At 37.9% G+C, this 15,246-nt stretch carries 15 protein-coding genes and 1 other RNA gene; 3 read left to right on the top strand and 13 right to left on the bottom strand.

Going from position 1 to position 15,246, the window contains the following annotated elements; translation table 11 throughout:
* Nucleotides 1-81: 81 nt before the first annotated feature.
* From H9Q20_RS09795 to H9Q20_RS09745, 11 genes are all read right to left on the bottom strand, one after another.
* Nucleotides 82-1,737: a ribonucleoside-diphosphate reductase subunit alpha gene (locus tag H9Q20_RS09795; RefSeq protein WP_124640218.1), complete on the bottom strand. Its 1,656-nt coding sequence runs from the start codon at nt 1,735-1,737 to the stop codon at nt 82-84.
* A gap of 42 nt (nt 1,738-1,779) precedes the next feature.
* Nucleotides 1,780-2,052, bottom strand: coding sequence for a hypothetical protein (locus tag H9Q20_RS09790; protein ID WP_124640055.1), 273 nt, complete (start codon nt 2,050-2,052; stop codon nt 1,780-1,782).
* A 28-nt stretch (nt 2,053-2,080) separates the two neighbouring features.
* Nucleotides 2,081-3,055: a ribonucleotide-diphosphate reductase subunit beta gene (locus H9Q20_RS09785; protein ID WP_187477617.1), complete on the bottom strand. Its 975-nt coding sequence runs from the start codon at nt 3,053-3,055 to the stop codon at nt 2,081-2,083.
* 348 nt (nt 3,056-3,403) lie between these two features.
* On the bottom strand, nt 3,404-4,054 hold the full coding sequence (locus H9Q20_RS09780; protein WP_124640059.1) for an HD domain-containing protein: 651 nt from the start codon (nt 4,052-4,054) through the stop codon (nt 3,404-3,406).
* 3 nt (nt 4,055-4,057) lie between these two features.
* Nucleotides 4,058-5,665 (bottom strand): FMN-binding glutamate synthase family protein, encoded by a 1,608-nt coding sequence (locus H9Q20_RS09775; protein WP_124640061.1) that lies wholly within the window; start codon nt 5,663-5,665, stop codon nt 4,058-4,060.
* A gap of 160 nt (nt 5,666-5,825) precedes the next feature.
* Nucleotides 5,826-6,179 (bottom strand): DUF488 domain-containing protein, encoded by a 354-nt coding sequence (locus H9Q20_RS09770; protein WP_124640063.1) that lies wholly within the window; start codon nt 6,177-6,179, stop codon nt 5,826-5,828.
* 11 nt (nt 6,180-6,190) lie between these two features.
* Nucleotides 6,191-6,973 carry a class I SAM-dependent methyltransferase gene (locus H9Q20_RS09765; protein WP_124640065.1) on the bottom strand — a complete coding sequence of 261 codons (783 nt, stop codon included), beginning with the start codon at nt 6,971-6,973 and terminating at the stop codon, nt 6,191-6,193.
* A 174-nt stretch (nt 6,974-7,147) separates the two neighbouring features.
* Nucleotides 7,148-7,993, bottom strand: a complete 846-nt coding sequence (locus tag H9Q20_RS09760; protein WP_124640067.1) for an alpha/beta fold hydrolase — start codon at nt 7,991-7,993, stop codon at nt 7,148-7,150.
* 11 nt (nt 7,994-8,004) lie between these two features.
* Nucleotides 8,005-8,892, bottom strand: a complete 888-nt coding sequence (locus H9Q20_RS09755; RefSeq protein ID WP_124640069.1) for a ribokinase — start codon at nt 8,890-8,892, stop codon at nt 8,005-8,007.
* A 50-nt stretch (nt 8,893-8,942) separates the two neighbouring features.
* Entirely contained in the window at nt 8,943-9,584 is a 642-nt protein-coding gene (locus tag H9Q20_RS09750; protein WP_124640071.1) for a DUF4241 domain-containing protein, read from the bottom strand.
* A gap of 76 nt (nt 9,585-9,660) precedes the next feature.
* Nucleotides 9,661-12,279 (bottom strand): valine--tRNA ligase, encoded by a 2,619-nt coding sequence (locus tag H9Q20_RS09745; RefSeq protein WP_124640073.1) that lies wholly within the window; start codon nt 12,277-12,279, stop codon nt 9,661-9,663.
* Nucleotides 12,280-12,408: 129 nt separating this feature from the next.
* Between H9Q20_RS09745 and H9Q20_RS09740 the strand changes: the two genes are divergently transcribed.
* Entirely contained in the window at nt 12,409-12,867 is a 459-nt protein-coding gene (locus H9Q20_RS09740) for a DUF1573 domain-containing protein (protein ID WP_124640076.1), read from the top strand.
* Between the two features lie 89 nt (nt 12,868-12,956).
* Here the strand turns inward: H9Q20_RS09740 and rnpB are convergent.
* An RNA gene (rnpB, locus tag H9Q20_RS09735) (RNase P RNA component class A) lies at nt 12,957-13,265 on the bottom strand.
* Nucleotides 13,266-13,371: 106 nt separating this feature from the next.
* Between rnpB and H9Q20_RS09730 the strand changes: the two genes are divergently transcribed.
* Both H9Q20_RS09730 and H9Q20_RS09725 read left to right on the top strand, forming a co-directional pair.
* On the top strand, nt 13,372-13,866 hold the full coding sequence (locus H9Q20_RS09730; RefSeq protein WP_124640078.1) for an RNA polymerase sigma factor: 495 nt from the start codon (nt 13,372-13,374) through the stop codon (nt 13,864-13,866).
* Complete coding sequence (locus tag H9Q20_RS09725; protein WP_124640080.1) at nt 13,859-14,539, top strand: beta-carotene 15,15'-monooxygenase; 681 nt, start codon at nt 13,859-13,861, stop codon at nt 14,537-14,539. The genes H9Q20_RS09730 and H9Q20_RS09725 overlap by 8 nt, the downstream gene beginning before the upstream one ends.
* Nucleotides 14,540-14,609: 70 nt before the next feature.
* Here H9Q20_RS09725 and H9Q20_RS09720 read toward each other — a convergent pair whose 3' ends face one another.
* A complete protein-coding gene (locus H9Q20_RS09720; protein WP_124640082.1) occupies nt 14,610-15,245 on the bottom strand; it encodes an MBL fold metallo-hydrolase in 636 nt (211 codons plus the stop codon).
* Nucleotide 15,246 lies beyond the last annotated feature (1 nt).

Here is a 15,246-nt window from a genome sequence, read left to right as displayed (position 1 = left end):
AAAAGTCATCTAAAACGCATGACTTTCGACCATAAAAAAACTCAGCCTAAGCCGAGTTCCTATTTATTCTTTTCAAAAAAATTAAGCTTCACAAGAAGAGCAGGTCACAAAATTGACCATCAATTCTTTGGAAACCGAAGAACTTCTTTGGTAATACAATGTTTTCACGCCCTTTTTCCATGCTTCAATCATCAGATAATTGACATCTTTTACCGGCATGGTGGAAGGAATTTGTAAGTTCAAGGATTGAGTTTGATCGATATATTGCTGTCTTTGAGCTGCTTGGGAGATAATTTCCATTGGCGAAATCTCTCTAAATGTCTTGAACACTGCTTTTTCCTCGTCAGACAATTCGGTCATGTGTTGTACAGAACCGTGGTTCAGCATGATGGTTCTCCAAGTTTCTTCGTTGTCCAATCCTTTTTCTTCCAACAATTTCGCAAGATATTTATTCTTACGCATAAAGTTTCCTTTTGCCAAACCTGCTTTGTAATAATTGGATGCGAAAGGTTCGATTCCTGGGGAAGTTTGTCCCAAAATTGCCGAGCTGGAAGTGGTTGGAGCAATCGCCATCAGGGTGGTATTTCTCATTCCGTAGCCTTTCAGCAACTCGGGTTCACCGTAAATATTTGCAAGTTCTCTGGACGCTTGTTCGGCCTGTTCCTTGATCTGTCTGAAAGCTCTAGCATTGAACTGAGTCGCTTCGAAACTCTCGAAAGGGATCATATTTTTTTGTAAATACGAATGGTATCCTAAAACGCCCAAACCTAAAGCTCTGTGTCTGATGGCAAAGTTTCTGGCGCCTTGCAAGTAGAAATTACCTTCGGTTTTTTCGATAAATTCCGATAGTACGGCATCCAAGAAATAGATGGCCAATTTCACCGCGTTGGTATCTTTCCATTCGTCGTACAACTCCAAGTTCATGGAAGACAAACAGCAGATGAAACTTTCTTCCAAGGTGGATGGCAGCATAATTTCCGAGCAAAGATTGCTGGCATTAATGGTCATTCCGTGGTCTTTATAGACTTGAGGTTTGTTTCTATTCACATTATCCGTGAAGAAAATGTAAGGCAATCCTTTTTGTTGGCGACTCTCCAACACTCTCGCCCAAATTTTTCTTTTTTCGGTATCGCCTTCAATCATGTCTTGCATCCAATAATCCGGCACACAAACCCCTGTAAACAAGTTTTGGATCGGACTTCCGATGTCTTTTATGGATAAAAATTCTTCGATATCTCCGTGGTCAATATCCAAATATGCTGCAAAAGCGCCTCTTCTCACACCACCTTGCGAAACCACATCCATAGCGGTATCAAACAGCTTCATGAAAGATACGGCTCCTGAAGATTTCCCGTTATCCGTAACGGCAGTACCACGGTTTCTAAGTTCGCCAAAATATCCGGAAGTACCGCCACCAATTTTGGTTTGCATAATGACTTCGCCCATTTTTCCGGTAATCCCTTCGATACTGTCCGGGACATGAACATTAAAACAAGAAATTGGCAACCCTCTTTGTGTCCCCATATTGGCCCAAACGGGTGATGAAAAAGAAATCCATCCTTTCACAATCATTTCCTTGAAGGCCGGTTGCAACTCGGGCTTGTACAATCTTTTAGCTGCCGATGTGGTAATTCTGTCTATGGCTCCTTCAACGGTTTCGCCTTTTAACAGATACCCTCTGTTGAGCATTTGTTCGGACTCTTCGTTGAGCCACCATATATTTAGATTTTCTTCCATTCTTATTTTTCTTTTCAACTGTTATATTTCCTAAACAAACGACTAGGACACTTGTAATTCTTTATTTTCAACCCATTCAAACTTCTTGGTTCTTTCCAATTCGCCGACCTTCACTTTGTTGATGTGCGTAAAGGTTAGTTGATGATCTTTTTCGGAAAACTGCAAGGCTTTTTTTATGCAATAATCAATTTTGTAACCTACTGCAATACACACGCGGTGTTCTCCTACTTTTGCCATGGCCATATAAATGTATTGGCCAAGCTTAAAATTTTCTGATTGGATGTAATCGATTTCAGATTTAATATCTTGTGTCATTTTGGTAAAGGGTGTTGGTATTCGAGGTTTAGAAAAGATCATTGGCGGTGATGCTCTTGTCGTGTTTGGTATAATCAACAGGTCTTTTTGCAAAGAAATCGTCCATGGAATTGGCAAAAACTTCTTCTTCAAACCAAACCATAGGCTTGTATTCTTCAGCAGAAACATTGTATCTCAAATTCATACCGATTTTCTTTAAACTATCGTCCACACGGAATTTCATAAAATTCAAGAGATTTTCTTTGGTAGCATGGTCAATTTCTCCCAATTCAAAAATCCAATCCAAGATTTCGGCTTCCAATTCTACCGATTGGTCCACCAAAGTATAAATATCATCAATGTCCGAATCCGTCAATAAATCAGGTTGTTCTTCTCTAATTTTATTAATCAGATAAATTCCTGCATTGGCATGAATTTGCTCATCAACAGAAGTCCACGCAATGATGTTGGAAACATTTTTCATAAATCCTTTGAAACGGGTGAACGAAAGGATGATGGCAAATTGGGAGAATAAAGAAACATTTTCTATCAAAATACTGAACAACAGCAAGGACGACACATACTCTTTTTCTGTGGTTGCATTGGCATGTTTCAGAACATTTGAAAGGAAATCAATTCTTTTTTTAATTGCTGGAATTTCTACCACTTTTGTGAACTCGTCGTTGTATCCCAAAACTTCTAACAATCGAGAATACGCTTCGGAATGGCGGAACTCGCATTCGGCAAAAGTAGCTCCCAAACCGTTAAGTTCAGGCTTAGGCATGTGGTTATACAGATTCCCCCAAAATGTTTTTACCGAAACTTCGATTTGAGCAATGGCTAAAAGTGCATTTTTGATGGCATTTTTTTCATGAGGCTCCAATTGTGAATGGAAGTCTTGTATATCGGCTGTAAAATCGATTTCGGAATGTACCCAAAAGGATTTGTTGATCGCTTCAATAAATTGTAATACCTCAGGGTATTCAAAAGGTTTGTAGTTGACTCTTTTCTCAAAAATTCCCATATCTAATGCATTTTTAGAATTAATACTTGTGGTTAAAAAACTTTATCTCACTGAAAAACAATACGATGAAATAAAATTTGACAATAAAAAATTGGATTTTTTCTACCCGAATGGATATGGACAAAAGTAAAAAAGAAAAGCCTATTTTGAAAGTTGAAACAGGTAATAAATATAAAAATCGACCTAAAAGTTTTCCACAAAAATACAGGAAGCAGACAATCAATAAGATAGCGCATCAACCCTGCGTTAGAAGGCTATTTTGAAGAATTTAGGATTAAACAATAGCCAATAACAAATTAATAAATAAAACATTACACTTAAACAATAGAACTTAAACCAATATTTAATTTAAGAAAGCGAATCCCATTCGTTCAGAAATTGCTCTAAAAAAGAGTGCATAAATTGATGCCTTTTTTCGGCCAATTCTTTGGCTTTTTCAGTATTCATCAGGTCTTTGAGCAACAACAATTTTTCGTAGAAATGATTGATGGTGGTTCCGTCAGACTTTTTGTACTCTTCCTTTGTCATGTTTAACTTTGGCGGCATATCCGGGTGGTGCATCAAATTGTTTTTGAAACCTCCGAAATGAAAAGTTCTTGCGATACCAATAGCTCCAATGGCATCCAACCGATCGGCATCTTGCACAATTTTCAATTCGATGGGGATTGTCTTTGGCAATGATCCTCTGTTTTTGAACGACAGGTGTTTGATGACAAACAAAACCTGCTCAATACAATCTTTTGGAACGCCAATAGAAGTTAAAAAGTCATTGGAAATGGACAGAGCCAAAGTTTCATCACCCTGATGAAACTTTGGCTCTGCGATATCATGAAGTAGGGCTGCAAGCTGCACCACTACCAAGTTGCACTGTTCAGTTTTAGCAATAATTTCGGACAGTTTGTACACCCTTTCAATATGAAACCAATCGTGACCGGCTTCAGCATTTTCCAACTTTAGTTTTACAAATGCTTTCGTTTGGGCAACCCACTGATCTTCCATCAATTATGCCATTTGAGGATGGATGCCCCAAGCATTCATATTGGAAAGTTGGAAATCCAATTTATATTTTTCCGGAATCGTTTCTTCATTTAACATTGCTCCTAACTTGATGGAAGGGAAGATTTCCTCGTAAGTTAACATTTGGTTCAATGAAATTCTTCTGTAGATGTGGGATCTGGTAAGGTTTTTCATATCATCTAATCCTGAAGCCCCAAGCATTTCTACAAAATTTTCTATAGTCCCTTTGTGATAATTGGCAACACGAACTTTTTTATCATCGACCACCAATCCGACAGTCAATTTAGGATCTTGAGTTGCAATTCCGGTAGGACACTTGTTGGTGTTGCACAACAAAGCTTGGATACAACCCAAAGCCATCATCATGGCTCTTGCCGAGTTACAAGTATCTGCACCTAGAGCTAGGGCACGAGCAACATGGAATGCCGAAGTAATTTTTCCTGAAGCGATAATTTTAATGTGCTGACGAATATTAAGACCGTTCAAAATGTTATGAACAAAATCCAATCCGTCCAACATTGGTGCACCTAAATAATTAGAAAACTCTTGTGGCGCAGCACCTGTACCACCTTCACCACCATCAACGGTAATGAAATCCGGATAGATATCCAAATGGATCATTGCTTTACAAATGGAGATAAATTCGCTCTTATGACCGATACACAATTTAAAACCAACAGGCTTCCCTCCGGACAATTCTCTTAATTTACCGATGAACTGAATCATCTCAATTGGAGTACTGAAAGCCGAGTGATACGGTGGAGAAGCAATGGTTGTATGCGGTTTTACATGTCGAATTTTAGCAATTTCTTCTGTATTTTTAGAAGCCGGCAAGATTCCTCCATGACCCGGTTTGGCTCCTTGAGAAATTTTCAGCTCAATCATTTTCACATTTGCTATTTTAGATTTCTCAGCAAAAAGTTCAGGATTGAAGTTTCCGTGTTCGTCACGGCACCCGAAGTAACCGGTACCGATTTGCCAGATGATATCTCCACCTTGTTTTAAGTGGAAATCCGAAAGTCCACCTTCTCCAGAGTTGTGGGCAAAGCCACCGATTTTAGCACCTCCATTCAGAGCTTCAATCGCTTGAGAACTAAGAGATCCGTAACTCATTGCAGAAACATTTAAGATGGATGCTGAATAGGGTTGTTTGCAATCTTTATTTCCGAACATCACTCTTGGGTTGTGGTTAAGAGATGCAAAAGCTTTAGGAGCCACAGAATGACACATCCACTCATAACCTTCGGCATAAACATCAAGCTGAGTTCCAAACGGAATGGTTTCTAATTCTTTTTTGGCTCTTTGGTAAATGGTCGAACGATCCACACGATTGATGGGTCTTCCGTCGATATCCGATTCGATAAAATATTGATACAATTTTGGTCTTAGCTCTTCAAGCACATATCTCATTCTACCGAACAATGGATAAATCCTTTTGATGGCGTGCTTGTTTTGATACATATCTTGGTATCCCATTAGGGTAAATACCAACAAAACTGCTAAAACGACAAACCAATTGGCACTGATAAAAATTCCAAGTGCTATAGTGATTAAAATTAATACACTAGAAACGATAACAAACTGTTTACGCATGATGGATGTTTTTCAATTTTTACTTTCAGGTTACTTTTTAAAAAACGCAAATTTATGAATTATTTCAATACAAAACCTATACATTTTGCACCGTCTAAAACATTCAGAACAACAAGTCATACAAAATCTTATACCACATTGATTCTCCGCAACATAAAGACTAATCCATTTCTTCTAAAATTGATTTCAGAACCTGTGCTTGATTAAATTTTTCGTCTTTTGCTCCAAATAACAGACATAATAATCCCTTTTTAGAAAAATCGTTGAGCCGTTTCAGCTCCTCGACTTTGTCTTTCAATTCATTTCTGTACCTATCAGAAAATTCCTGAAAGCGTTCTGGATCGTGGTTAAACCATTTTCTAAGTTCGGTACTTGGTGCGAGATCTTTGTCCCATTCATCCAAATGCGCTTCCTCTTTAGAAATGCCTCTTGGCCAAAGCCTATCGATCAAAATCCTGTATCCATCGTCTTTTGAGGCCGGTAGATAAATTCTTTTTAAAATGATATTTCCCATACAAAAGTGTTTTATGAATTTAAATTGGTCAAATTTGGTTTTTCTGCTACAACGGCAATGGCGATCAAGTTTTTAGAATATTTTCTAAAAACTCTTTTCATTTCCATTACATGCTGCCTGGTGTTGGGCTGAGTCAGCAATCTGAATACGATTTTTATGAGTCCCAGCACACCTTCATCGGCAATCAATCGTTTGGGTTCCAGCAACAGCATAGGAGATTTTATGACCTTTACAATACGAAAACCGCTCTGTTCCAATAACTCTACCCATTCGGTTTGAGTCAAGGGTCTTGCATTCACCCTACCGGCTTTTGACAAATCTTTGAGCATATTTTTTTTGAAATCAAGCCCCAAATCTTCAGGCTCTAGACCCAATTCATGAATTGCATATCGACCTCCAGGTGCAAGTATCCGAAAAGCTTCAGAAATAATTTCAGTTTTTCTATGATCGACTTGCATGGTCAACATGGCCTCTCCAACTACTGCATTTGCTGATTGATTTTCTAACCCCGTATAAGCAGCAGATGACTGTAAAAATTTACAATAATCCTGAGGAAATTTTTGTTTCAATTCGGAAATGGTTTGAGCCTCGATATCTATTCCAAAATAAGAAAAAGGTGCTTGAGACAACAACAGCTGTGTTGTAAAACCTTTTCCTGGAGCAAATTCGACCACCTTTGTCCGGTTAGAAATATCAAGAGCCTCTATTAGTTTTTCGGTAAGTTCCTTACCTCCGGGGCGCAACACTTTCTTCCCCAATTTGGACAATACCCAAAATCCCTTTTCTGAACTCATAATTTAGGTTAAATTTTAGAATTATACGAGCATCTAACTCGAAAGTTAAGTCGAAAAATCGAAGTACGAAGTTAGTAAGAATTGCAATTTAAAGACCCATTTGTCCATTTATAAAAATCAACAATAAAGATAGGCAAAAACAATATTTGCAAAAAAATTCTTAAATCCCGACCATTATTGCAGGATCCACGACATCGGTATCTGCCACAACAACAGATTGTAGGACCTGAAAAAATTGACATGCCCGATCGTTTTTTGTGGAGAATCTGAAACTTTAAGTTCTTGAAATTCAACTTTCAACCGAGGGTAAGTTTCTGAAATTAGAGATTTCATGCCTTTCATGGTGACCCAATGATCGTCCTGTGCATAGAGGAACAATGTGGGCTGATCCAAAGTTTTTGAAACATCAATGCGGTTGTTTTTCAGTAAAAAATTGGTAGATTCTTTGTGCAAAATCAAAGTTCGCCAATCAAAAGCACAGCCTGCCGGCAGACTTTCGCCCAAACCCAAATAATGAGCAGGAAAATAATTGAATAAATGCGTTAAAAAAGGCTGTACCACACCAAATCCCAAGGCTGCTGAACAGCGAACTTTCCAATTCAGATTACCAATGTGCGCCTTTTGCGTGGCTATAAAAATGTATTTTTTAAAAATGGTAGATTGAGGATTCATCCCCATGATAAGCGCGCCAACAGAATGCCCCAAGCAATACTTTTCGAAGTCAGCAAACTCGAGTTGCAACCAATCTGTAATGGCTTCAAAATCTACAGATCCCCACATTCTCATGCTGGCTGAAAAGCCCTTCATTTTTTCGGGTTTGGACAATCCTATCCCGCGGTAGTCGTATGTGATGACCGTGAAACCTTGTTTGGAAAAATAATCCGCAAAAGCAAAATACATCTGCTGTTTTACTCCTGTCGCCGAATTGATTAACAACAATTTCCGAATGGAAAGTTCGGGATGAAAAACATGAAGCGTTAATGGATAACCATCTCTAGCATGGACAATTATTTTTTCCACGGTGCATAGATTTACACAAGATCCTTCAAATAGGGCAAACCGGTTTGCGCACCTCTTTTTTGTGCGACTTTCATGGCCGAAAAATTACCAAAATCTACGGCTTCTTCAACGGAATTGCCATGACACAAAGCCACTGAAAACCCGGATGTAAAAGCATCGCCCATACCCATATTGTACTGCAGTGGTAGCTGAGAATTACGCTGATTTTTCATAACACTTCCATTGAAATAAGTGGTTGAATTGTCTTCGTCTCGAATAAATAATTTATTGGGATATTTTTTCAAAATGGAATCCGAACTTTCGGTTCCAAAAATCTTAGAAATTTCATTTGATTTGCAGATGATGAAATCCAATTGATCCATCATCTCACTTGGCAAATGACAAGCCGGAGCAGCGTAAATTCCTACTTTTTTATCGTATTTTTTAGCTAAGGAAACCACAAACTCATTCACTTCCAAAGGCACTTCTAACTGCAAAAGCACCAAATCGCAAGTTTGAAAATATTTTTCAGCTTCTAAAATATGGCTGTTGGTCAAAGAATAATTGGCTGCCGGAACCACAATAATGCTGTGTCGTCCCATATCACTCGCCACATACGCTTTACCTGTCTCTTCGTCTTCAATTTCGGACACAAAACCTATATTCACATCTTCTTCCACCAAATGCCTCATAATTTGTTGACCTGAGGGATCCATCCCTACGCAACCCATCAAATAAGAACTTGCACCCAATCGAGAGACTCCAACTGCCTCATTGGCACCTTTGCCGCCAAAGAAAGTTTCTGAATTGGAAGCAATTACCGTCTCGTTAAACCCGGGAACCTTGTCCACATACAAAACCAAATCTATAGCACAACTTCCAACCACGATGATTTTGGGTTGATGAGAAGAAATATTCATTTTCAAATAAATTTATACAAACTTAATTTATTTTTTCTTGAAAAAAAACATTAGCCTTCGCCAATTTCTATTAGCTCCATAATAATTTTCACAGGTCTATCTTGGGCATCAAATCCGATGTAAGAAGCGAAAAAGCCCTCAGTTTCGCCTATTTCAAATGCAAAAATGGAATTGTGCAAGCTTGGGTTGGGCTTCAAAAAGGCATAATTCCTTATCATTTTTTCGCCTTCAAAAAAAGCGTTATGAAAAAATTCTTCATAAATTCCTAAGAAATCATCTTGCTTTTCTTGGAATAATTTTTCTTCCAATGCATTCAGTTCATTCTGGGTTTCAGCATCCATGAAGCTTCCCATGCCGGATGCAACGGGAAAACCAAAGATCTCTCCTTTTTTCAAATCTTTTAAATTTTGACCTTCCGTTACGGCCATTTGCCACGACTGGCACACTTCATCCGAAAACACCACTTCGACATAAGCAATGCCGTGAGAGTCTTTTTCTTGATGAACAATTACATGATGATCGCCTTTTGGGAAATTGACGGTGAACGGTTTCATGTCGTTAGTCAGCAAAGGATCGCATGCCAACAACTGTCCGGTTGGCAGGTGCAATTTTCCTGCATCGAAGCTTTCAATCAATGGGTTTTCAACAAAATTTTTGCTGAATAGTTTTTTTATATTGTCTAAATGATTCATTTTTTTATAAATTTTTCCAGCTGCATTATCAATAATTGAGAATTAAAAAGAGCCATATAAATGGCTCTTAAAAAGACTATAAAGATTGAAGTTTTTCTTTTAAAAGTACGATTTTGTCCTGAGCATCTTTTTGTTTTTTGCGCTCATTTTCTACAATTTCGGGTTTGGCATTCGCAACAAATTTCTCGTTGGAAAGTTTCTTTTCTACCGACACCAAGAATCCCTGAAGGTAGGCAATTTCTTCTTCGGTTTTCTTTTTTTCTTCTTCCAAATCCAAGTTTTCACTCAGCGGAATGGCAACCTCCACAGCTCCTACCAAGAAAGAATAAGTAGACTTATCGGTTTTCTCACCAAATGCAATTTTGGAAATTGTTCCTAATTTTTCAATTACCGCTTGATTTTCAAAAATCGCAGCATTGGTATAAACTTCTACAGCCTCTCTTGGAGAAATTCCTTTGCTTTGTCTGTAATTTCTAATTCCGGAGATGACTTCTTTGGCAAAATCAAAATTGGACAAAGTAACAGCATCAAAAGCATCGGCGGTTTTTTGTTGTGCAACGATAAGGGCTTCTTCTGTAGATCTTTCAGAAATATTTTGCCACAATTCTTCGGTTAGGAAAGGCATGAAAGGATGCAACAGTTTCATCAGTTCTTCAAAATAAACGATGGTTTTGTTGTACACTTCTTGGGAAATACCTTCACCATAATTGGGCTTGATGGCTTCTAGATACCATGCACAGAAATCGTCCCAAATCAATTTATACACCAAATGCAAAGCATCAGAAATTCTGAACTTTTCAAATTGATCTTTTATTTCTACAATGGTTTTATCCAGCTGATTTCCGAACCAAGAAATCGCTTGATTTTCTGCTTCGGTTGCTGGCTTGTCCACTTTTTGCCAACCTTGTATCAATCGGAAAGCATTCCATATTTTGGTGGCAAAATTTCGTCCTTGAACCATCAGTTCTTCATCAAAAAGAAGATCGTTACCCGCTGAAGAGCTCAACATAATCCCTACTCTAACGCCATCGGCACCGTATTTTTCTATCAGTTCCAAAGGATCTGGAGAGTTCCCCAAAGATTTGGACATTTTTCTTCTCTGTTTGTCCCTTACAATTCCTGTGAAATATACATTTTTGAACGGTACTTTTCCTTTAAATTCTAATCCTGCCATGATCATTCTGGCCACCCAAAAGAAAATAATATCCGGTCCGGTCACCAAATCCGATGTTGGGAAATAGTAATCAAAATCTTTTTGATCTTCATCCTCATTCATTCCATCAAAAACAGACATTGGCCACAACCATGAAGAGAACCAAGTATCCAAAGCGTCTTCATCTTGTTTCAGGTGGTCTGTTGTTAACAGTGGGTTATTCGTTTTTACTTTGGCAAGTTCAAGTGCTTTTTCAACAGTTTCGGCAACAACAAAGTCATTCTCGCCTTCACCATAATAGTACGCAGGGATCTGTTGTCCCCACCACAATTGTCGAGAAATATTCCAGTCGCGGATGTTTTCCATCCAATATTTGTAGGTATTTTTGAATTTTTCGGGGTGAAATTTCACCTCATCGTTCATCACCACATCCAGAGCAGGCTTGGCAATTTCTGACATTTTCAGGAACCATTGTACAGAAACTTTAGGTTCGATAACGGCTCCTGTTCTTTCGGAAGTTCCTACTTTATTTACATAATCTTCAGCTTTTAACAAAAGATTTTTTTCTTCTAATTCTTTGGCTATTTGTTTTCTAACCTCAAATCTATTTTTTCCTTGATAATGGAGGCCGTGTTCGTTCAGATTGGCATCATCGTCCAAACTATCGATCATCGGAAGATTGTGTTTTTGTCCGATTTCGTAGTCGTTGATGTCGTGTGCAGGTGTTATTTTAAGAGCTCCGGTACCGAATTCTACATCCACATAATCGTCTTCGATAATGGGGACAACGCGGTTCACGATGGGTACAACCACCTTTTTACCTTTTAGGTGCGCATATTTTTCATCACTTGGATTCACACAAATGGCCACATCGCCAAAAATAGTTTCGGGACGGGTTGTGGCAACGGTAAGATATTCTTCCGAACCTTCGATTTGGTATTTTAAGAAATATAATTTTCCGTTTTGTTCTTTGAAAATCACCTCCTCATCGGAGATGTTGGTTTTGGCTTCAGGATCCCAATTGACCATTCTGTATCCACGGTAGATAAGTCCCTTATTGTACAGATCCACAAAAGATTTGATGACTTGTGCTGATAATTTGGGTTCAAGAGTAAAGCGGGTTCTGTCCCAATCGCAAGAGCAACCTAGTTTTTTCAGTTGCTCCAAAATGGTCCCGCCGTATTGTTCGGTCCAGTCCCAAGCGTGTTTTAAGAAACCTTCTCTGCCAATTTCATCCTTGGAAATTCCTTCGGCTTTTAGTTTTGCTACTACTTTGGCTTCTGTAGCAATTGAGGCATGGTCTGTACCCGGTACCCAACAAGCGTTGTAACCGATCATTCTGGCTCTGCGCACCAAGACATCTTGCAAAGTGTTGTTCAGCATATGCCCCATGTGTAGGATCCCAGTTACATTGGGTGGTGGTATCACAATGGTGTACGGTGGTTTCTGATTGGGTTCTGAATGAAAATAGCGGTTTTCCAACCAATATTGGTACCATTTTTGTTCAGTAGCTTGTGGATTATATTTTTCGGATATAGACATGAAAAATTAAATAAAAATTAAAATATCTGCAAAAATAAGCCAAACTAAAAAAATTAAACGAATAAATTGAAATAATTTTTAACTTTGCTCGTCAAACATTAATTAACAATTTAAAAATCTAAAAAGAATATGAAAAAATTATTAGCTGGATTTGCAATGATGGGTGCTGTTGCTTTTGCATCTGCACAAACAATTGTAGTAGATAGAGAAACTTATGACTACGGAACCGTTAAAACAGGATCTGATGGACATCGTTATTTTGCAGTAAAAAATACGGGCAAAAAACCTCTAATCTTATCCAATGTAAAGGCTTCTTGTGGATGTACAACTCCGGAATGGAGCAAAGATCCGATCTTACCTGGGAAAACAGCTCTTATCAAAGTAGGTTACAACACGGCTTCCAACGGTTTCTTTAAAAAGAACATTGAAGTTTTCTCTAACGACCCAGAAAAAAGCAGAATTACCCTAAACATAACAGGTACGGTAGATCCAAATGCAAAAGATATTGCAAAAGTAGAACCTTATACTGAAAAAGAATTGAAGCACATCTTCAAAAAGAGAGAAGCCGAATTGAAAAATGCTAAATAATATTTAATAAAAAAGAGTAGAAATTTCTACTCTTTTTTTATTCCATAAACTCCAATTTTGGAATTAAGTATTTGTATAAATTTAACAAAAAAGCAAGAAAATCTATAAGCCGGATTTTGTACTTCAAAAAAGAAGTGCTTGTTATTTATCTGGCCGCACGGTTACCCGTACGATCTAGCTGCTTACCCCTCGTCAACGGACGAGCTGCCCTTAACTGACGATATACTTAGCATTGCACCGCATAGAGTTTACCTGGTTTCACTACAGCCGAACTGTACTTGCTTTCTGTTGCACTTGTCCTCGTATCGCTACGGAAGGCCGTTAGCCTTTATGCTGCTCTGTGGTGTCCGGACTTTCCTACCCTTTCCTAAGAAAAGATCAACAAGCCGATTTTCTTGCGCTTGCAAAAGTAAGTTTTTTTCTAAGTCGAAAATTTATTTTTTACAAAAAATCCGTCGTTCTCGCTTCAAATTTATTATCTTCGTTTTTATAAACGAAAAAAAATTGTCTTCAAAGGAAAAAGAATTTGCACAACTCATCAAGAACAATCAGGGACTGATCATAAAAGTATCCCGATTGTACACCAACACTCTGGAAGACGAGCAAGACCTTTTCCAAGAAATTGTATTGCAGTTGTGGCGAAGCTATGGCAGCTACAAGGGTGAAGCAAAAATATCTACTTGGATGTATCGTGTGGCTCTGAACACCGCCATCACCCTTTTCAGAAAGAAAACCAAATCCCCGGCAACGGACGAACTGGCCGACTTGCATTATAAAAACTTTGTCGAAAACGATGACGAGAAAGAACAACAAGTTTCTTTACTCTACAAAGTCATCAAGATGTTGCCCAATATCGAAAGGGCAATTGTCACCATGTATTTGGATGATCTCCCGTACAAAGAAATTGCAGAAAACTTAGGGATTACCGAGGTTAATGCTCGAGTGAAAATGAACAGATTGAAAAAAACTTTAAAAGAACTGATGGAAAAACATGGCTGATTTCGACATCGATAACTTTAAAAAAGATTGGCAAGCGCAAGATAAAAAACGCTTGTACAACAGTTCAGAAATATTAGAAATACTGAACCATAAATCCAAAAATTATGTAAAATATATTTTCTGGATAAGCCTTGCTGAATTTATACTTTTCAGTGGTATTACTTTATACTACGCTATCTGGGGCGAAGGCGGCGAGTCCCTACTCAATATTACAAAAAAAATAGGACTGAACGATACCAACATCATGAAAGCCAATATTGCGCATTTGGACTTCGGAATGAAAATTCTTAATCTGTTGATTACTGGATATTTCGTGATTTTGTTCTACAAAAATTACAAAAAAATCTCGGTGCAGTCCAACATCAAACAGTTTATCATTCAGATTTTAGAATTTAAGAAAACAGTTCGATATTTCATCTTAACCAATATTGTTATTTTGGTGATTTTTAACTTGTTAATTTCCATCATCATTTTCAACAACATCCAATCCCAAGATCTTCATCTACAATCCTACAATTGGTGGATGCTCATTTTATCCATTGTTTTCACCACTTTATTCAGCATTTTATTAATCTATATTTATTATAAAGTTTTATATGGAATTATCCTAAAAAAACTGAGTAAAAACCTGGATCAACTTAAAGAAATCGACCAACAAAACGAAGAAAAATAGCATTTATATAAAATCAAAAAAGAAAGGCTGATGAAATAAAAATCCATCAGCCTTTCTTTTTACTTTTCCATTAGAAAAATGGATTGTGTTTTTTTTCAAAACCAACGGTTGTTGTCTGCCCATGTCCGGAATAAACTTCGGTTTCATCAGGGAGTACAAACAATTTTTGCCTAACACTCGTCAACAATTGTTCGTGATTGCCTTTGTAAAGATCGGTTCTGCCGATGCTTCCTTGAAACAAAACATCACCAGAAATCACAAAATTTTGCAGGGCGCAATGATACGCCAGAGAGCCCGGCGAATGTCCCGGCACAAAATAAACATCCAAACGATCCGTATCCAAAGTCAAAGTTTCGCCTTCATTGATAAAAGATAAATCGCCCACAAAAGGCTGGAAATCAAACCCAAATTGCCTTGCCGACATGGGATTTCTGTCCAAAATTTCTTTTTCTATTTCGTGCAATATTACCGGGACTTTGTAGGTATCAAAAGCCCATTGCAAACCCAAAACATGATCGATATGCGCATGAGTCAGCAGGATATTCTTTATGTTTAATCCTTTTTCTTGGATGAATTTTTCCAAAACTTGAGTTTCCTGTGGACTAAAGTTTCCCGGATCGATTAGAAAAGCATATTTATTTTCGTTGTATAGAATGTAGGTGTTTTCCGAAAACGGATTAAAAGAAAACGATTGAATATTTAACATA

Origin of the sequence: Amniculibacterium sp. G2-70, assembly GCF_014353055.1 — a bacterium.
Classification (GTDB): domain Bacteria; phylum Bacteroidota; class Bacteroidia; order Flavobacteriales; family Weeksellaceae; genus Amniculibacterium; species Amniculibacterium aquaticum.
The sequence above is the reverse complement of the archived record's forward strand: the minus strand, read 5'-3'. Positions and strand labels throughout refer to the sequence as shown.